This is a genomic window from Vibrio sp. SCSIO 43132 (assembly GCF_019904195.1).
Lineage (GTDB): Bacteria > Pseudomonadota > Gammaproteobacteria > Enterobacterales > Vibrionaceae > Vibrio > Vibrio nigripulchritudo.
This window is the reverse complement of record NZ_CP063199.1, coordinates 3,952,760-3,971,667: the sequence shown is the minus strand read 5'-3', so window position 1 is coordinate 3,971,667 and position 18,908 is coordinate 3,952,760. Positions and strand designations below refer to the sequence as shown.

At 47.6% G+C, this 18,908-nt stretch carries 18 protein-coding genes; 11 read left to right on the top strand and 7 right to left on the bottom strand.

Annotation, left to right across the window (positions count from 1 at the left end; all coding sequences use genetic code 11):
- The 9 genes from atpB (at position 1) to glmU (ending at position 8,149) form a co-directional block, all read left to right on the top strand.
- Entirely contained in the window at positions 1-813 is an 813-nt protein-coding gene (atpB, locus tag INR79_RS18020) for a F0F1 ATP synthase subunit A (RefSeq protein WP_004400245.1), read from the top strand.
- Positions 814-863: 50 nt separating this feature from the next.
- A complete protein-coding gene (gene atpE, locus INR79_RS18015) occupies positions 864-1,121 on the top strand; it encodes a F0F1 ATP synthase subunit C (RefSeq protein WP_004400247.1) in 258 nt (85 codons plus the stop codon).
- A gap of 72 nt (positions 1,122-1,193) precedes the next feature.
- Entirely contained in the window at positions 1,194-1,664 is a 471-nt protein-coding gene (atpF, locus tag INR79_RS18010; RefSeq protein WP_004400248.1) for a F0F1 ATP synthase subunit B, read from the top strand.
- A 15-nt stretch (positions 1,665-1,679) separates the two neighbouring features.
- Positions 1,680-2,213: a F0F1 ATP synthase subunit delta gene (atpH, locus tag INR79_RS18005; protein ID WP_004400249.1), complete on the top strand. Its 534-nt coding sequence runs from the start codon at positions 1,680-1,682 to the stop codon at positions 2,211-2,213.
- Positions 2,214-2,226: 13 nt separating this feature from the next.
- The gene (gene atpA, locus INR79_RS18000) at positions 2,227-3,768 is read left to right on the top strand and encodes a F0F1 ATP synthase subunit alpha (RefSeq protein WP_004400250.1); all 1,542 of its coding nucleotides are present in this window, start codon (positions 2,227-2,229) and stop codon (positions 3,766-3,768) included.
- A gap of 50 nt (positions 3,769-3,818) precedes the next feature.
- Complete coding sequence (gene atpG, locus INR79_RS17995; RefSeq protein WP_004400252.1) at positions 3,819-4,685, top strand: F0F1 ATP synthase subunit gamma; 867 nt, start codon at positions 3,819-3,821, stop codon at positions 4,683-4,685.
- 34 nt (positions 4,686-4,719) lie between these two features.
- Positions 4,720-6,123, top strand: coding sequence for a F0F1 ATP synthase subunit beta (gene atpD, locus INR79_RS17990; protein ID WP_004400253.1), 1,404 nt, complete (start codon positions 4,720-4,722; stop codon positions 6,121-6,123).
- Positions 6,124-6,141: 18 nt separating this feature from the next.
- The gene (locus INR79_RS17985) at positions 6,142-6,564 is read left to right on the top strand and encodes a F0F1 ATP synthase subunit epsilon (RefSeq protein ID WP_004400254.1); all 423 of its coding nucleotides are present in this window, start codon (positions 6,142-6,144) and stop codon (positions 6,562-6,564) included.
- A 223-nt stretch (positions 6,565-6,787) separates the two neighbouring features.
- Positions 6,788-8,149: a bifunctional UDP-N-acetylglucosamine diphosphorylase/glucosamine-1-phosphate N-acetyltransferase GlmU gene (gene glmU, locus INR79_RS17980; RefSeq protein ID WP_223095412.1), complete on the top strand. Its 1,362-nt coding sequence runs from the start codon at positions 6,788-6,790 to the stop codon at positions 8,147-8,149.
- A 73-nt stretch (positions 8,150-8,222) separates the two neighbouring features.
- Here the strand turns inward: glmU and INR79_RS17975 are convergent, their stop codons facing one another.
- Complete coding sequence (locus INR79_RS17975) at positions 8,223-8,960, bottom strand: amino acid ABC transporter permease (protein ID WP_410482888.1); 738 nt, start codon at positions 8,958-8,960, stop codon at positions 8,223-8,225.
- Positions 8,961-9,069: 109 nt separating this feature from the next.
- Here INR79_RS17975 and INR79_RS17970 point away from each other — a divergent pair, with 109 nt between their 5' ends.
- Positions 9,070-9,843, top strand: coding sequence for a transporter substrate-binding domain-containing protein (locus INR79_RS17970; RefSeq protein ID WP_223095408.1), 774 nt, complete (start codon positions 9,070-9,072; stop codon positions 9,841-9,843).
- 48 nt (positions 9,844-9,891) lie between these two features.
- On the opposite strand, the gene punC is transcribed toward INR79_RS17970, so the two are convergent.
- The gene (gene punC, locus INR79_RS17965; protein ID WP_223095406.1) at positions 9,892-11,100 is read right to left on the bottom strand and encodes a purine nucleoside transporter PunC; all 1,209 of its coding nucleotides are present in this window, start codon (positions 11,098-11,100) and stop codon (positions 9,892-9,894) included.
- Between the two features lie 137 nt (positions 11,101-11,237).
- Here punC and punR point away from each other — a divergent pair, with 137 nt between their 5' ends.
- Positions 11,238-12,146, top strand: coding sequence for a DNA-binding transcriptional activator PunR (gene punR, locus INR79_RS17960; RefSeq protein WP_022597350.1), 909 nt, complete (start codon positions 11,238-11,240; stop codon positions 12,144-12,146).
- Between the two features lie 40 nt (positions 12,147-12,186).
- Here the strand turns inward: punR and ilvA are convergent, their stop codons facing one another.
- From ilvA to ilvG, 5 genes are read right to left on the bottom strand one after another with little or no spacing between them, the layout of a single operon-like run.
- Positions 12,187-13,716, bottom strand: a complete 1,530-nt coding sequence (gene ilvA / locus INR79_RS17955) for a threonine ammonia-lyase, biosynthetic (protein ID WP_022597349.1) — start codon at positions 13,714-13,716, stop codon at positions 12,187-12,189.
- Positions 13,717-13,719: 3 nt separating this feature from the next.
- Positions 13,720-15,561 carry a dihydroxy-acid dehydratase gene (gene ilvD, locus INR79_RS17950; protein WP_022608415.1) on the bottom strand — a complete coding sequence of 614 codons (1,842 nt, stop codon included), beginning with the start codon at positions 15,559-15,561 and terminating at the stop codon, positions 13,720-13,722.
- A gap of 12 nt (positions 15,562-15,573) precedes the next feature.
- Complete coding sequence (gene ilvE, locus INR79_RS17945; protein WP_004406522.1) at positions 15,574-16,521, bottom strand: branched-chain-amino-acid transaminase; 948 nt, start codon at positions 16,519-16,521, stop codon at positions 15,574-15,576.
- A 15-nt stretch (positions 16,522-16,536) separates the two neighbouring features.
- Positions 16,537-16,821 (bottom strand): acetolactate synthase 2 small subunit, encoded by a 285-nt coding sequence (gene ilvM / locus INR79_RS17940; RefSeq protein ID WP_004406520.1) that lies wholly within the window; start codon positions 16,819-16,821, stop codon positions 16,537-16,539.
- Positions 16,821-18,467 carry an acetolactate synthase 2 catalytic subunit gene (ilvG, locus tag INR79_RS17935; RefSeq protein WP_223095404.1) on the bottom strand — a complete coding sequence of 549 codons (1,647 nt, stop codon included), beginning with the start codon at positions 18,465-18,467 and terminating at the stop codon, positions 16,821-16,823. The genes ilvM and ilvG overlap by 1 nt, the downstream gene beginning before the upstream one ends.
- Between the last annotated feature and the right edge of the window lie 441 nt (positions 18,468-18,908).

Genomic DNA, 18,908 nt, shown 5'->3' with positions numbered 1-18,908 from the left:
ATGGCTGCGCCAGGCGAAGCGTTAACACCTTCTGGTTACATTACTCACCACCTTACTAACCTATCAACTCACAAGTTAGGGTTAGTGGCGGAAGAGTCTAGTTTCTGGAATGTACATATCGATAGCCTGTTCTTTTCATGGTTTACTGGTTTAATCTTCCTCGGAGTGTTTTATGCAGTAGCCAGAAAAGCGACAGCAGGTGTACCAGGGAAGCTTCAGTGTTTTGTTGAAATGATCGTAGAATTTGTCGCGTTAAACGTCAAAGATACGTTCCATGGACGCAACCCTCTGATAGCACCTTTGGCACTGACTATCTTTTGTTGGGTATTCCTGATGAACTTGATGGACTTAGTTCCTATCGATTTCGTACCTTACCCAGCAGAGCATTGGCTCGGTATTCCTTACTTGAAAATAGTACCGTCGGCTGATGTGAATATCACCATGGCTATGGCAATAGGCGTTTTTGCTCTGATGATTTACTACAGCATCAAAGTGAAAGGTCTAGGTGGATTTGCAAAAGAACTCGCACTACACCCATTCAATCACTGGACCATGATCCCGTTCAACCTGCTTATTGAAGTGGTATCGCTACTGGCGAAACCTCTGTCTCTAGGTATGCGTCTGTTCGGTAACATGTTCGCAGGTGAGGTTGTATTCATTCTTTGTGCTGCAATGCTACCATGGTATCTACAATGGATGGGTTCACTACCGTGGGCTATTTTCCATATTCTGGTAATCACGATTCAGGCATTCGTGTTCATGATGTTGACAATTGTCTACATGTCCATGGCACACGAAGATAATGATCATTAATTTTTTATTCTTATTTAGTTTAAGTTAATCGCTATATATTGGAGATAGTAATGGAAACTGTATTAAGCTTCTCAGCAATCGCAGTAGCAATCATCGTAGGTCTGTGTGCAGTTGGTACTGCGGTAGGCTTCGCAATTCTGGGTGGTAAATTCCTTGAAGGTGCAGCACGTCAGCCTGAAATGGCACCAATGCTTCAAGTTAAGATGTTCATCATCGCAGGTCTTCTGGATGCGGTTCCAATGATCGGTATCGTAATCGCTCTACTATTCACATTCGCAAACCCATTCGTTGGTCAACTAGCTGGTTAATCATAGGTAATGAGCGACAGGCTCTGGCTTGTCACTGATTAACACTAAGTCCAATAAAGAGGGGTAGCTGTTGTGAATATGAACGCAACTCTGCTAGGTCAAGCAATCTCGTTCGCACTGTTTGTGTGGTTCTGCATGAAGTATGTATGGCCGCCAATTATGCAGGCGATCGAAGAGCGTCAGAAGAAGATTTCTGACGGTCTACACGCGGCGGAACGTGCTGCGAAAGACTTGGATCTAGCGCAAGCCAATGCTTCTGATCAATTGAAAGAAGCTAAGCGCACAGCAACTGAGATCATCGACCAAGCGAACAAGCGTAAGTCTCAAATTCTTGATGAAGCTCGTGAAGATGCTTTGGCAGAACGCCAAAAGATTCTGAACCAAGCGGAAGCAGAAGTTGAAGCGGAACGCAACCGTGCGCGCGATGAACTGCGCAAACAAGTTGCTACTCTGGCTGTAGTTGGTGCCGAGAAAATTCTGGAGCGCTCTATTGATGCAGACGCGCACAAAGATATTCTCGACAACATTACTGCAAAACTTTGATGCAAGGGGCAGCATATGTCTGATTTGACTACAATCGCACGCCCCTATGCTAAAGCAGCTTTTGACTTTGCTGTTGAGAAAGATGCGCTGGACCAATGGGGACAGATGCTCACTTTCGCAGCGGAAGTCGCAAAAAATGACGATGTTGCTGACTTGCTAGACGGGTCAATGACAGCTGAAAAGCTTTCTGAGCTTTTTATCGCGATTTGCGGCGAACAGTTTGATGAATATGGCCAAAACCTGATTAAGGTGCTGGCTGAAAATGGCCGACTTAAGGCTCTGCCTGAAGTGTGTGAAGGTTACTTTGCTCTTAAACGCGAGCATGAGAAAGAAATCGAAGTTGAAGTTACTTCAGCTACCGAGCTTTCTGAACAGCAACTTGCAGACATCAGCAGCAAACTGGAAAAACGCCTAGAGCGCAAAGTAAAGCTGAATTGCAGCATAGAAGAGACCCTACTTGGTGGGGTTATAATTCGAGCCGGAGACCTAGTCATTGATAACTCAGCGCGTGGACGTTTGAACCGCCTGAGCGATGCATTGCAGTCTTGATGGGGATTGGAGCATGCAACTTAATTCCACGGAAATTAGCGAACTGATCAAACAGCGTATTGAATCTTTCAACGTTGTTAGTGAAGCTCGTAACGAAGGTACTATCGTATCGGTAAGCGATGGTATCATTCGCATTCACGGCCTAGCGGACGTGATGCAAGGTGAAATGATTGAATTACCGGGTGGCCGTTATGCACTAGCACTTAACCTTGAGCGTGACTCGGTGGGTGCAGTAGTAATGGGCCCATATGCCGACCTTAAGGAAGGCATGAAAGTAACAGGTACTGGTCGTATTCTTGAAGTACCAGTTGGTCCTGAATTGCTAGGTCGTGTTGTAAACACACTTGGTGAGCCAATTGATGGTAAAGGTCCAATTGAAGCGAAACTTTCTTCTCCTGTAGAAGTTATCGCACCAGGCGTAATCGACCGTAAATCGGTTGATCAACCTGTACAAACTGGTTACAAATCTGTTGACTCAATGATCCCAATCGGTCGTGGTCAGCGTGAGCTTGTCATCGGTGACCGTCAGACTGGTAAAACAGCGATGGCGATTGACTCGATCATTAACCAGAAAGATTCAGGTATTTTCTCTATCTACGTAGCAATTGGTCAGAAAGCATCGACTATCGCTAACGTAGTTCGCAAACTAGAAGAGCACGGCGCACTTTCCAACACTATCGTTGTTGTTGCATCGGCTTCTGAATCAGCGGCGCTACAATACCTAGCACCATACGCTGGTTGTGCGATGGGTGAATACTTCCGCGATCGCGGTGAAGACGCACTGATTGTTTACGATGATCTATCTAAGCAAGCTGTCGCTTACCGTCAAATCTCTCTATTGCTTAAGCGTCCACCGGGTCGTGAAGCGTTCCCTGGTGATGTTTTCTACCTTCACTCACGTCTACTAGAGCGTGCAGCTCGTGTAAGCGAAGAGTACGTAGAGAAGTTCACTAACGGTGAAGTGAAAGGTAAGACTGGTTCTTTGACCGCTCTTCCTATCATCGAAACGCAAGCGGGCGACGTATCTGCATTCGTACCGACAAACGTAATCTCGATTACCGATGGTCAGATCTTCCTACAAACTGAACTGTTCAACGCAGGCGTACGTCCAGCGGTTGACCCAGGTATCTCAGTATCTCGTGTAGGTGGTTCAGCGCAGACTAAAATCATCAAGAAACTGTCTGGTGGTATCCGTACCGCTCTAGCACAGTACCGTGAACTAGCGGCATTCGCACAGTTCTCGTCTGACCTTGATGATGCGACTAAGAAGCAGCTAGACCATGGTCAAAAAGTAACTGAACTGATGAAGCAGAAGCAATACGCTCCAATGTCAGTATTTGACCAGGCACTAGTAATCTTTGCGGCAGAGCGTGGTTATCTTGAAGATATCGCGATCGAAAAGCTGGCTGATTTCGAATCAGCTCTACTGTCGTATGCTCGCAGTCAATACGCTGATCTTGTAAAAGAGATCGATGCAACGGGTGCTTACAACAACGACATCGAAGCGCAGCTTAAGAAGCTAGCGGACGATTTCAAAGCAACCCAAACTTGGTAATTGGTCGGTGACCTTACGGTCACCCATTACCATAAACGGAGAGTAATACGATGGCCGGCGCAAAAGAGATACGTAATAAAATCGGTAGTGTGAAAAGCACTCAGAAAATTACGAAAGCGATGGAAATGGTAGCAGCTTCTAAAATGCGACGTTCACAAGACGCGCGTGAAGCTTCTCGTCCATACGCTGAAACAATGCGTAAAGTGATCGGTCATGTGGCAAACGGTAGCCTTGAGTATAAGCATCCTTATCTCGAGGAACGTGAAGCCAAACGTGTTGGTTACATCATCGTTTCGACAGACCGTGGTCTGTGTGGTGGTTTGAACATTAACCTGTTCAAGAAAGCCGTACTGGACATGAAATCATGGTCTGAAAAAGGCGCAGAAGTTGAATTGGCTGTTATCGGTTCAAAAGCAACTGCGTTCTTTAACAACAGCGGCGCGAAGGTAGCAGCTCAGGTATCTGGTCTTGGCGATAGCCCAAGCCTTGAAGACTTGATCGGTTCCGTAAGCGTTATGCTGAAGAAATATGATGAAGGCGAGTTGGATCGTCTGTACGTAGTGTACAACCACTTTGTGAACACTATGGTACAAGAACCAACGATCGATCAATTACTGCCTCTGCCTAAATCGGACAGCGAAGAGATGCAGCGCGAACATGCTTGGGACTACATTTATGAGCCTGAGCCAAAACCACTGCTGGATACCCTATTGGTTCGTTACGTCGAATCTCAGGTATACCAAGGCGTGGTCGAGAACCTTGCTTGTGAGCAAGCGGCTCGAATGATCGCAATGAAAGCTGCAACGGATAACGCAACCAACCTGATTGAAGATCTGGAACTTGTGTACAACAAGGCGCGTCAAGCGGCTATCACGCAAGAACTGTCGGAAATCGTTGGTGGTGCTGCCGCGGTTTAAGCATAGGTAAAACTAATAAGTTAGAGGATTAACGATGGCTACAGGTAAGATCGTACAGATCATCGGTGCGGTAGTCGACGTAGAGTTCCCACAGAGCGAAGTACCAAGTGTATACGATGCTCTGAATGTTGTTGAAGCGAAAGAGCGTCTCGTTCTTGAAGTTCAGCAGCAGCTAGGCGGTGGCGTAGTTCGCGCAATCGTAATGGGTAGCTCTGATGGTTTACGTCGTGGACTGACAGTGGAAAACACTGGCGCTCCAATCTCAGTACCAGTAGGTACTAAGACTCTTGGTCGTATCATGAACGTTCTAGGTGACGCGATTGATGAGTGTGGTGAGATCGGTGCTGAAGAGCACTACGCAATTCACCGCGAAGCACCAAGTTACGAAGAGCAATCTAACGAAACAGCTCTACTAGAGACAGGTGTTAAAGTAATCGACTTGGTTTGCCCATTCGCTAAGGGTGGTAAAATCGGTCTGTTTGGTGGTGCAGGTGTAGGTAAGACCGTTAACATGATGGAACTTATCAACAACATCGCACTTCAGCACTCTGGTCTATCAGTATTCGCTGGTGTTGGTGAGCGTACTCGTGAAGGTAACGACTTCTACCACGAGATGCAGGAAGCAGGCGTTGTAAACGTTGAGAATCCTGAAGAATCTAAGGTAGCAATGGTTTACGGTCAGATGAACGAGCCACCAGGTAACCGTCTACGTGTTGCACTGACTGGTCTAACAATGGCAGAGCGTTTCCGTGACGAAGGTCGTGACGTTCTACTGTTCGTTGATAACATCTACCGTTACACACTAGCAGGTACAGAGGTATCGGCACTTCTAGGTCGTATGCCATCTGCGGTAGGTTACCAGCCAACACTTGCAGAAGAAATGGGTGTACTTCAGGAGCGTATCACGTCAACGAAACAAGGTTCTATCACCTCTGTTCAGGCGGTATACGTACCTGCGGATGACTTGACTGACCCATCTCCAGCAACAACGTTTGCTCACTTGGATGCAACGGTTGTACTTAACCGTAACATCGCAGCTATGGGTCTATACCCAGCGATTGACCCATTGGATTCGACATCTCGTCAGCTTGATCCATTGGTTGTTGGTCAAGAGCACTACGACATTGCACGTGGCGTACAGTCTACACTTCAGCGCTATAAAGAGCTGAAAGACATCATCGCTATCCTAGGTATGGACGAGCTTTCTGAAGAAGATAAGCAAATCGTATCTCGTGCGCGTAAGATTGAGCGTTTCCTAACTCAGCCTTACCACGTAGCAGAAGTATTTACAGGCGACCCAGGTATTTACGTACCTCTTAAAGAAACTCTACGCGGTTTCAAAGGTCTGTTGTCTGGTGAGTACGATGACATTCCAGAGCAAGCGTTCATGTACTGCGGTACTATCGACGACGCTATCGAGAATGCGAAGAAGCTATAAGGCTAATTAGGAGGCGATATGGCAGCAATGACCTTTCATCTGGATGTAGTAAGCGCAGAGAAAAAACTGTTCTCTGGTCTTGTTGAAACATTTCAGGTGACCGGTAGCGAAGGTGAGCTGGGTATTTATCCTGGGCATACACCGCTGCTGACCGCTATCACGCCTGGTATGGTACGCGTTGTGAAACAGCACGGACACGAAGAGGTTATTTATGTCTCTGGTGGTCTTATCGAAGTTCAGCCTGGTACAGCGACTGTACTGGCTGATACAGCGATTCGTGGTGAAGATCTAGACGCGGCTAAGGCAGAAGAAGCCAAGCGCAAAGCTGAGGAGAGTATTCATAATCAGCACGGCGATATGGACTTCGCGCAAGCGGCCAGTGAGCTGGCTAAAGCCATTGCTCAGCTTCGAGTTATCGAACTGACCAAAAAAATACGCTAACCATTAGCGCAGCGATTAAGGCGACCTTAGGGTCGCCTTTGTTTTATCTGTCGCTTACTTCATTATTTTTTGAGCAATTTGGCTCTACTGGTTGAATAGGCTCTCGTCACTTTTCTTAAACTTAACCATCCTTTTGCATGAAATTCGTGCCATTTCTTTAACAGACAGTGAAATTCACGCTAAAATCTAGCACTTAACAACAACGTCTCAGGAACCACAATATATGAAGTTCAGCGCGGTTATCCTCGCAGCGGGTAAAGGCACTCGCATGTATTCTAATAAGCCGAAAGTTCTGCATACCTTAGCTGGCAAACCCATGGCGAAACACGTGATTGACACTTGTTCAGGGTTGGGCGCTCAAAACATTCACTTAGTGTACGGTCACGGCGGTGACCAGATGAAAACGGTATTAGCTGAGGAACCTGTGAATTGGGTTCTGCAAGCGCAGCAGCTAGGTACCGGGCATGCGGTGAATCAGGCTTCTCCAGAATTTGCTGACGATGAAAAAGTGCTGGTATTGTATGGCGACGTTCCGCTGATTTCTTCTGAGACCATTGAAAACCTGCTAGAAGCCCAGCCTACAGGTGGCATTGCTTTATTGACAGTCATGTTGGATAACCCAATGGGTTACGGCCGTATTGTTCGTAAGAATGGACCTGTTGTGGCGATTGTCGAGCAGAAAGACGCTACCGAAGAGCAAAAACTGATTAAAGAAATCAACACTGGCGTGATGGTAGCGACGGGTGGGGATTTGAAACGTTGGCTTGCTAACCTGAAGAATGAAAACGCACAGGGTGAGTACTACCTGACAGACGTCATTGCTGCGGCTCACGATGAAGGTCGAGCGGTAGAAGCAGTTCATCCTGTTAGCCCAATCGAAGTTGAAGGGGTGAATGACAGAGCGCAACTGGCGCGTTTGGAGCGAGCTTACCAACAGGCAAATGCACAGAAGCTGCTTGAGCAAGGGGTGATGCTGCGTGATCCAAATCGTTTTGACTTACGTGGTACTTTGCAGTGTGGCATGGACGTCGAGATTGATACCAACGTTATTATCGAGGGTAACGTTAGCTTGGGTGATAACGTTGTAATTGGCTCTGGCTGTGTGCTGAAAGACTGTGAGATTGACGACAATACAGTCGTTCGTCCATACAGTGTGATTGAAGGCGCTACTGTAGGTGAAGAGTGTACGGTTGGTCCATTTACTCGCCTACGTCCAGGCGCAGAGCTTCGTAACGATGCTCACGTCGGCAACTTTGTTGAAGTGAAAAATGCTCGCTTAGGGGAAGGTTCAAAAGCTAATCACCTGACTTATCTGGGCGATGCGGAAATCGGTCAGCGAACCAATATTGGTGCTGGCGCTATTACCTGTAATTACGACGGTGCAAATAAACACAAAACCATCATTGGTGATGACGTGTTTGTCGGCTCTGACAGCCAACTGATTGCCCCAGTAACGGTTGCCAACGGCTCAACCATTGGCGCAGGTACGACAGTGACCAAAGATGTCGAAGAAGGTGAGTTGGTGATCACTCGTGCTAAAGAGCGCAAGATTGCAGATTGGCAGCGCCCAGTCAAAAACAAGTAATCACGATTTTATCTAGTGAAAAGGCTGACGATTGTCAGCCTTTTTTCCTTGGTGTTTAGTTAGTTTCTTGGCGTTAGTTACTTGGTATCGCTATTCGTTTTTCTAACCAGCGAATACATTGGGAGACAAATAAAATCAGTACCAAGTATTCGATAACTAAGAAAGTGTAGATTTCCAAAGGTAAGTACTCATTAACCACCAATTCGTTAGCTCGCCTTGTTAAATCACTCAAGCCAATCACACTCACCAGAGAAGACATTTTCAAAATATAGACAAACTGATTACCCAGAGGGGGTAGTATCTGCCGGAAAGCTTGCGGCAAAATCACCAGGCGCATTTTTTGCCAGTAATTCAATCCCAGAGATTCCGCAGCTTCATGCTGACCTCGAGCTATCGCCTGAATGCCTCCTCGGAATACCTCCGCCATAAAGGCACTTTCAGCAATAGTGAGTGCGATGACACCTGCTGCAAAGTAATCCAGAGACACGTCCAAAAGAGTCGGTAAGCCGTAATAGACCCAGAGCAGAAGAACCAGAACGGGGATAGAACGTACGGATTCGACATAGACTCGGTTAACAGCCCGCAGCGCTTTTTTCTCGCTCAGAGCTGGTAAAGCGACGATCAAACCCAGCAACATAGCCAGAAACATACTTATCAGAGAGATATAAATCGTATCTTCAAAGCCCGCGATTAAGAATTTGAGATTAGTGAGACCCTGTTCAGTCGTTGGGTCTAAAACATACCAGCCCCATTGGTAGTCACTGCATCCTGAGAGCAAGAAAACGGATAAGGCAACAAAAAGCGAAGACAAGCGCACAATATTTATAACCAAACGCTAAAAAATGTTCAAAGATGTTGCTATGTTATCAGTGTTGTCGAGAGAAAACGTTGTTTTTTCGAACATTTAAGAAGGAATTAAAATGAAAAAGTGGTTATTAAGTGTTGTCGTATTGCTATTGGGGCTTGCTCAAGCCCAGGCCGCCAGCCGTTTGCATGAGATTTTAGATGCCGGAGTGTTGCGTGTGGGAACCACAGGTGACTGGAATCCAATGACAATGAAGAATCCTGCGGATAACAGCTACCGCGGTTTTGACATTGATGTTACGACAGAGTTAGCAAAAGACCTGGGTGTCAAAGTCGAGTATGTCGCGACTGACTGGAAAACTTTGGTGAATGGTGTGACGGCCAATAAATACGACATTACGGGAAGTGCTTCCTTAAATATGTCTCGAGCTAAAGTAGCGGGCTATAGCCAGCCATATTTCTACTTAGCATTCGTGCCAGTGGTACAGAAAAAAGACCTAGGTAAGTTCGCTGACTGGAGTGACTTTGATAAGGCGGATGTTCGTGTCGCTGCGACACTGGGCACAGTCCAAGAAAAAATGGTGAAAGACTTTTTCCCGAACGCTAAGCATGTGGTGATTGAAGCACCTGCTCGTGACTTCCAAGAGCTGTTGGCACGTCGCGCTGATGTTTCGGTGACATCAAATGTGGAAGCGGCAACTTTGGTTGAGAAGTTCAAGCAACTGGCTATTGTTCCTGTGAAAGAGCCTCGTCGTCCAACGCCTATTTCTATGCTACTTCCTCAAGACGACCAAGTGTGGATAAACTACGTCAATCACTGGGTCGAGCTTAAGAAAACGCAAGGGTTCTTCAAGAAAACTGCAGAGAAGTGGGGGCTGAAAAGCCTGTAAGTAAGCCGATTGAGAGAAAGGAGCATTGCGCTCCTTTCTTTTTGTCTTCTACTTTTCTTCTTGAGCCACCACACGAGAGTTGTCTGGCAGGGTAAAGTGCCTCGCTGCTTTCTTGTTAGACACAAAGTACCCCGTCCACAATCCTATCAAGCACACAAGGATCGCGAACCCAGTGATGGTCAACGCCATACTGGCATAAGTAGCAACCACAGCACTGACGATGCCACTGACACAAATTTGTAAGCTATTTTGAAGCCCAGCTGCGGTGGCCGGGCTCTGTTTGGCACTGGATAACGCTCGGTTGACCACTATAGGGTAAAGAGCTCCATTGGCGATGGCAATAAAGCAAAATGGTACTAACAATGGATAGATGGTCGTTAACGTCCATTGTGTCGCCATGAAGACCAATAATGCAGACACACTGAACAGCGCCAGTAATTGTTTCAGTACCAATTCATCGCCGTATTTCGCAACACAACGTTTGCCCAAATATCCACCCACCATAAACGCGATGGTTTGAGGAATAAAGCTGAAGCCAATATCTTTCGCGTCATAACCCAGTTTAGCCATGATTTCCGGCATACCTGTCAGGTAAGCGAAGAATGCCGCCGAAGCCATGGCAAACATCATCACATTGCCAAGATAGATTCGTGAACCCATTAACGATTTGATGTCTTTACCCATGCTGGTGGTTTTCTTTTCTGTATGAGTATCTACTTGCTTTAACGTGATTAGGACCAAAATGATAGCCAGTATGACCAAAACGACAAAAATGCTCCGCCACCCAGAAAGATTCAACAACGCAACACCAAGTTGAGGGGCCAGAGCAGGAGACAAAGCCACTAGCGGCATGATGGTAGCAAAAATCTGTTGGCTGACTTTTTCCTCGTACTGTTTGATGACCATTGCTTGCCAGATAACAGCAGGTGCACACACGCCCAACGCCTGAATAAATCGAAGCAATTGCAATTGCCAAATGCTGGTACACGCTGCCAGTGCCAGTGAAGAGAGACCAAATATCACTAACCCAAAAATCAGGGTGCGCTTGTGACCGTAATTGTCGCTCGCCAGTCCCCATAGAAATTGCCCTGCCGCCAATCCTGCCAAAAAGACAGACAGAGACATTGCGATCGATTCGGGACCAGTTGCAAAGTCATATTCCATGGCTTTAAAAGCGGGTAAATACATGTCCGTTGCTATGAATCCCAACATTGAGAGGAGGGCTAAATAGAAAAGTTGAAACTTAGTCGCTTTCATCTTTTTACCGTTCAAATTATTTGTATGATTGAAGATGGTTTTTCTTTGAAACCAATTGAGGTAATGATTCTATTTTTGGATATACCAAACGATAAGCGCTATATTTTGTAGTTATCTATCAAAAAAATTGAAAGCAAATGTTCTCCAAACAGTCTTTAGAAATGCTGGATACGGTCGCTCGGATGGGCAGTTTCAGCGCGGCCGCTGAACGGCTTCACAAGGTGCCCTCTGCCATCAGTTATAGCGTTCGGCAGATAGAGCAAGAGATGGGCGTATTGCTGTTTCGTCGATTGCCGAGAAAGGTAGAGTTAACCCCTGCGGGTGAGACGTTCATCCAGCATGCTAGGCAGATGCTTATCCAGATGGAAGATGTGCGAGCGCAAACCCGACGCGCCGCTCTAGGCTGGCATCAGACGCTTAAACTGACATTGGATAATGTGGTCAAGCTGGATAAGTTGAAGCCCCTGATTGAAGACTTTTACCAGACGTTTGATTTTGCCGAGCTGCAAATCAACATGGAAGTGTTTAATGGCTCGTGGGAAGCCATATCGCAAGAGCGCGCAGATATTGTCCTTGGTGCGACAGCTGCCGTGCCTGTCGGAGGGGATTTTGGTATTCGACCCATGGGGGATTTGGAGTGGGTATTTGTGATGTCGCCGGCTCATCCTTGTGTATTGGCTGAATCATTATGTGAAGAGACGGTGAGCCCTTTTCCTGCGATTTGTTTGGATGATACTTCTATCGTATTGCCGAAAAGGCACAACTGGCACTATCGACAACAGAGACGCATTCTATTGCCTAACTGGTTCAGTGCTATTGAATGTCTGAAAAATGGTGTCGGGGTAGGGTATATGCCCAAACACATTGCCAGCGGATATTTGGCACGTGGAGAACTGATAGAAAGAGAAATAGAGACCTCAGAAAACAGCCCTATGAGTGCATGTTGTATGGTCTGGCGTCAAAATGAAGATCATCGACTGAGAGACTGGATGATTAATTACTTAGGTGATACAGATACCCTTTATCGGGATTGGATCGAAAGCTAGAAAAACGGGGCAAAGCCCCGTTTTTTGTTAAGAATTACCGTTAAGAAAGGAAGAATTGATAAGACGGGTTATCCGACTCGTCTTTGCATTGATAACCAAGTTCTCTAAGGTGAGCCGAGAATCGAGACAAGTCCGATTCATCCAGTTCAAAGCCGCACAATACCCGGCCGTAGTCCGCACCTTGGTTGCGGTAGTTGAACAGGCTAATATTCCAGTGTGTGCCTAAGGTGCTCAAGAACTTCACAAGCGCACCAGGGTATTCCGGGAATTCAAAGCTGTACAAACGTTCTTTCAATGGCTTAGAGGGTTTGCCACCAATCATATAGCGGACGTGCAGTTTTGCCATTTCATCGTCAGACAGATCAACCACAGGGTACCCGCCATCACGCAGATCCTGAATGACGCTGTCGAGCTCCTGCTGACCGTCTTGCAGTCGCAGACCTACGAAAATGTTGGCAAGCTTGTCATCGTTATAACGATAGTTGAACTCGGTAACCGCTCTGCCGCCAATCAGGTTACAGAACTCAAAGAAAGCACCTTGACGCTCAGGAATAGTCACCGCCAATAAACCTTCACGTTTCTCACCCAACTCACAACGCTCTGAAACGTAGCGCAAGCCGTGGAAGTTGGTGTTGGCACCGGATAACACGGTTCCAAGCTGTTTGCCTTGTAAGGCATTCTGCTCGGCAAATTTTTTCAACCCAGCTAACGCCAGTGCACCAGATGGTTCGGCTATCGCACGAGTGTCTTCAAAAATGTCTTTGACTGCAGAACAGATCTCGTCACTTGAAACGCTAACGTGTCCGTCGATATATTGCTGACATAAGCGGAAGGTTTCCTCGCCAATGCGCTTTACCGCTACGCCATCAGCAAACATGCTGACTTGATCCAAGACCACAGGCTCACCAGCATCCAGTGCGGCTTTGAGACAAGCTGATTCTTCTGGCTCTACCGCAATCACTTTGATTTCTGGCATCAGTTGTTTTACGAGCACTGCAACGCCTGCTGCGAGACCGCCGCCACCTACCGGGACAAAAATGTAATCGAGATGACCATTTTGTTGGAGCATTTCCATACCAATCGTGCCCTGACCCGCGATCACCATAGGATGATCGAAGGGTGGTACAAAGGTATATCCGTGTTCCAGAGAAAGTCGCTCTGCTTCAGCTTTGGCTTCATCAAAGTTATTACCATGAAGAACCACATTGCCACCAAAACTTCGAACTGCGTCGACTTTGATGTCTGGCGTGGTCTTGGGCATTACGATGGTGGTTTGAATGCCGAGCTTAGAGCCTGACAGAGCCATACCCTGGGCATGATTACCAGCGGATGCCGCAATAACCCCCGCAGCCTTCTGATCGTCAGATAAGTTCGCGACCATGTTGTAAGCGCCGCGAAGTTTAAACGAGTGAACGGGCTGGCGATCTTCTCGTTTGATTTGAATATGGTTGCCAATGCGCGCGGAGAGCCGTGGCATCTCCTGAAAAGGGGACACCATTGCCACTTCGTATACCGGAGCGCGCAGGATTTGGCGCAGATATTCTGCGCCAGTTTGAGTGGTCAGTGTCATAAGCTAGCCCTCTAGCTTAGATTTGTCGCGGACGGCGCCCTTGTCTGCACTGGTTGCCAGGCTGGCAAACGCTTTAAGTGCAAAGGAAACTTCACGTTCACGATTTTCTGGTTTCCAACCCAGTTCGTCTTGTTTCGCTCGACGAGCTGCCAGTTCTTCTTCGGGCACTTCCAGCGAAATGGTTCTGTTAGGAATATCAATCGCGATGATATCGCCTTGTTTCACCAGACCAATGGTGCCACCGCTTGCCGCTTCAGGTGAGGCGTGACCAATAGAAAGACCAGAAGTACCACCGGAGAAACGACCGTCGGTAAGCAGAGCGCACTCTTTGCCTAGCCCCATCGATTTAAGGTAAGTCGTTGGGTACAGCATTTCCTGCATGCCCGGACCGCCTTTTGGTCCTTCATAGCGAATAACGACCACGTCGCCAGCTTTTACCTTGCCGCCTAAGATGCCTTCTACCGCCGTTTCCTGACTTTCGAATACCACAGCAGGACCGGTGAATTTCAAAATGCTTGCGTCTACACCAGCGGTTTTTACGATACATCCGTCAAGGGCGATGTTGCCTTTCAGAACGGCCAGACCGCCGTCTTGGCTGAATGCATTCTCTTTAGTACGAATACAGCCGTTTTCACGGTCGTCATCAAGACGATCCCAGCGACAGTCCTGAGAAAATGCTTGAGTGGTACGAATACCTGCCGGACCCGCACGATAGAATTTAAGAATGTCAGCGTCTTCGGTTTGCATGATGTCGTACTGCGCTAACTGTTCTTCCATAGATAGACCCAGCACCGTTCGGGTTTGGTTGTTCACCAAGCCAGCACGATTCAGCTCACCAAGAATCGCCATTACACCACCAGCACGGTGCACGTCTTCCATATGGTATTTCTGAGTAGAAGGCGCCACTTTACACAAGTGTGGTACGCGTCGAGACAAGCGATCAATGTCTTCCATATCGAAGTCAACGTCGCCTTCCTGCGCCGCAGATAGCAAGTGCAAGATGGTGTTGGTGGAACCACCCATCGCAATATCCAGAGCCATGGCATTTTCGAACGCTTCAAATGAGGCAATGTTGCGAGGCAGAGCCGTTTCATCGTCCTGCTCATAGTAGCGTTTGGTCAGTTCAACGATGCGACGGCCCGCATTCAGGAACAGGGATTCGCGGTCAGCGTGAGTTGCCAGCATTGAGCCATTACCTGGCTGAGACAGACCAAGTGCTTCCGTCAGGCAGTTCATTGAGTTTGCGGTAAACATACCGGAACAAGAACCACACGTTGGGCACGCAGAACGTTCGATTTGCTGGCTTTGTTCATCAGATACGTTTGGATCGGCACCCTGAATCATGGCGTCGACCAGGTCTAGCTTGATGATTTGATCGGATAGCTTTGTTTTACCCGCTTCCATCGGTCCGCCAGATACAAAAATGACTGGGATGTTGAGGCGCATAGCTGCCATCAGCATTCCCGGAGTGATTTTGTCACAGTTCGAGATACATACCATGGCGTCTGCACAGTGCGCGTTGACCATGTATTCCACGGAATCAGCGATCAAGTCGCGCGATGGCAGGGAATACAACATACCACCGTGACCCATTGCGATTCCGTCATCGACGGCAATGGTGTTGAATTCTTTGGCGATACCGCCTGCTTTCTCAATTTCCCTTGCCACCAGTTGCCCCATGTCTTTGAGGTGTACGTGACCAGGAACAAACTGGGTGAAGGAGTTAACTACCGCAACGATAGGTTTTCCGAAATCTTCTTCTTTTACGCCAGTGGCACGCCATAAGGCACGTGCGCCAGCCATGTTACGACCATGGGTTGTGGTGGCGGATCTGTATTTTGGCATTGTTCTACTTCCTTACTTCGCTGGTGCATTCTCTGGATATACGTAATCCAGCCAGCCCCACTTGTCCTCTGTGGTGCCGTTAAACAACCCAAAATAGGCGTCTTGCATTTCTTTTGTAATCGGACCGCGTTTACCGCTGCCCACGTCAATTTTGTCTATGGTGCTCACTGGCACAATTTCCGCTGCAGTACCCGTCATAAAGACTTCATCCGCAAGGTAAAGTGCTTCACGAGCAATGTTGGCTTCACGGACTTCGTAGCCGCGATCTCGCGCCAGCGTCATAATGGAGTCACGAGTGATGCCTGGAAGGATCGCACTGGTTGCAGGTGGAGTAGTGATAACTCCATCTTTCACAACAAAGATGTTTTCACCTGCCCCTTCAGAGAGATAGCCGTCAACGCTAAGCGCAATACCTTCATCGTAGCCATGACGGCGGGCTTCACCGCCTACTAGCAATGAAGATAGGTAGTTACCACCAGCTTTTGCTGCAGTTGGGATGGTGTTAGGTGCGGCACGATTCCAGCTTGAAATCATCGCGTCTACACCGTTTTCCAATGCTTCTTCACCTAAGTAAGAACCCCATGGGAATGCCGCAATGATCACCTCCATTTCGGTGCCTTCCGGTGGGCATACACCCAAGCCCACATTGCCAACAAAACCCAATGGACGGATGTAAGCGTTATCCAGCTTGTTCTGGCGCAGAGTCTCACGAGTGGCTTCCATGATTTCCTCAACTGTGTAAGGAATAGGGAAGCGGTATATTTTGGCAGAATCTTTCAGGCGTTTAGCGTGCTCTAAGTGGCGGAATACGATTGGTCCATTTGGTGTGTTGTAGCAACGAACACCTTCAAACACGGAAGTACCGTAGTGCATGGCGTGAGTCAAGACGTGAACGTTCGCCTCTCCCCAAGGAACCATTTCACCATTGAACCAGATGTAATCAGCTGTCTTTTTTGTCATGTTCGCATTCCTTCCTTAAGCACAAACTTTTTGTTGTAAGTTGTTATTGGGCAATTCGTCTCTATTGATTTCCGTGACCTCTACAGTGCGAATGTCCCACAGCTTTTCTATCTGATTGATCAGAGTGGTGATAGGGCGGTCGCTATCGACGATGATTTCTACGCTGGCAACCTTGCTTTCGTGGTTTTGAGTCGCAGCAACCTGCTTGATGACAAAACCACGATGGCGAACCACACGAAGAACACGTTCCAGCAATACAGGCTTATCATCGGCTTTGATGTCCATTAAATAACGTTGCATCAGGTGTTCTCCAGCATGTCATTGTTTGAAGCGCCTGGTGGAACCAGAGGCCATACATTTTCTTCTTCGTCGATCAAAACGTGCAGTAAGTAAGACGTTTCGCTTTCCAGCATCTCTTTAAGTGATGGCTCAACTTCTTCTTTTTTGGTGATGACCTTGCCCGGAATACCGAAAGCTTGTGCCAGCATGATGAAATCTGGGTTGTCATCAAGAATGGTTTCACTGTGGCGACCATCGAAGAACAGCGACTGCCACTGACGAACCATACCCAAACGCTGGTTATCTAGAAGCACCATTTTCACCGGAATCTGGCGGCGTTTTAGCGTTCCCAATTCCTGAACGTTCATCATAAATGAACCATCCCCAGATATAAGGATAGACTGGTCATCAGGACGTGCGACTGCCGCCCCCATTGCAGCTGGAAGACCGAAACCCATAGTGCCCAGACCGGCAGAGCTGATGAAGTTTTGCGGCTCCCGAGGCTGAATGTGCTGCGCTGCCCACATTTGGTGCTGACCAACGTCGGTCGATACCATGGAAGAGTCAGGCATCATGTCGGAAAGCTGTTTAAGCAGAAGAGGGGCAAAAATAAGATCGCCAGGGTGGTCATAACGCCATTTGAATCCGCTTCTTAAACTTTCACTGTGATGAACCCAAGGAGAGATATCGTGGGACAACTCAAGTTGAGGAAGGATGACATTGATGTCACCACGAAGTGCCGCGTTAGCGGTTCTTAGCTTATTGAATTCTGCCGCGTCGATATCGATATGAATTACTTTGGCGTGAGGCGCAAAGGTATCAAGTTTACCTGTCACTCGGTCATCAAAACGTGCACCGACCACAATCAGAAGATCAGATTCCTGAACTACCAGGTTTGCCGCTTTGGTGCCATGCATACCCAGCATGCCAAGATAGTGAGGATCGTGCCTTTCGATGGTCCCCAGCCCCTTAAGGGTGCTGACAGAAGGCATTGGGTTAAGACGCAGAAACTCACGAACGGATTCCGTTGCTTTCGCCAGTTGAACACCGCCGCCAACATATAAGACAGGGCGTGTTGCTTTAGACAGAAGTTCTTGCGCTTGTGCTACGGCTTTAGGATCAACAACTGGGATCGCTGGTGGCTCGAAATGAGGCAGGATCTCGGTTGGCGCCTGAGCCAGTTGAACGTCTTTGGCAATATCAACGATAACCGGTCCCGGACGACCTGTTTTTGCTACTTCAAAAGCTTCGGCAAGAGTGGGGGCGAGTTCGTTGATGTCTGTAACCAGGTAGCTATGCTTGGTACACGCCAATGACATGCCAATCACATCCATTTCCTGGAATGCGTCAGTACCTATATGAGAACTGGCAACCTGACCGGTAATCGCAACCAGAGGCACCGAGTCCAGAAAGGCATCCGCCAGACCGGTAACCAGATTTGTGGCACCCGGTCCAGATGTTGCCATACAGACAGCAACGTCTTGTGTTGCACGCGCCATACCAATTGCTGCCATGGCAGCGCCTTGTTCATGGCGGCACAGGATGTGCTCCACACCACCATCATATAACGCGTCGTAGATTGGCATAATGGCACCGCCCGGGTAGCCAAATACCGTTTTAATTCCTTCTTGCTGCAGAGCCGCAACAACCAATTCTGCTCCTGTCATTGCTGCTCTCCTGCGGTTTGCGAGGGACGAAACGGCTTCATCCCTTTACTGCCTTGGCACATTGTGTGCTCCCATTCTTCCTGTATTAACCTGATCTCATTCGGTTAATGATGTCTTAAGTTATAAAAAAACCCCCGAGCTTCTCAGCGCGGGGGTTTTTGCTATTCTGTGGTTATTTTCTGCCCACAATCCCCCGCGCGGTACTAATAATGACCACGATAATCAGGGCAACGAGTGCGTTAGTGCGAGCAGATAATTTCATTAATTCTAGTTATTCAAAAGTTGTGAATTTGTTTGCGTTTCTAGTGGTAACACAATCCTTGGTTACATGACAAGCAAAAAGTAAGACTTTTTTCACATTTATTGCGTACGGAAAAAGGATATATAAGAAATAGTCTTTAAAAATTAATTAGTTATAAAATTGTCATTGTTTAAATAGTA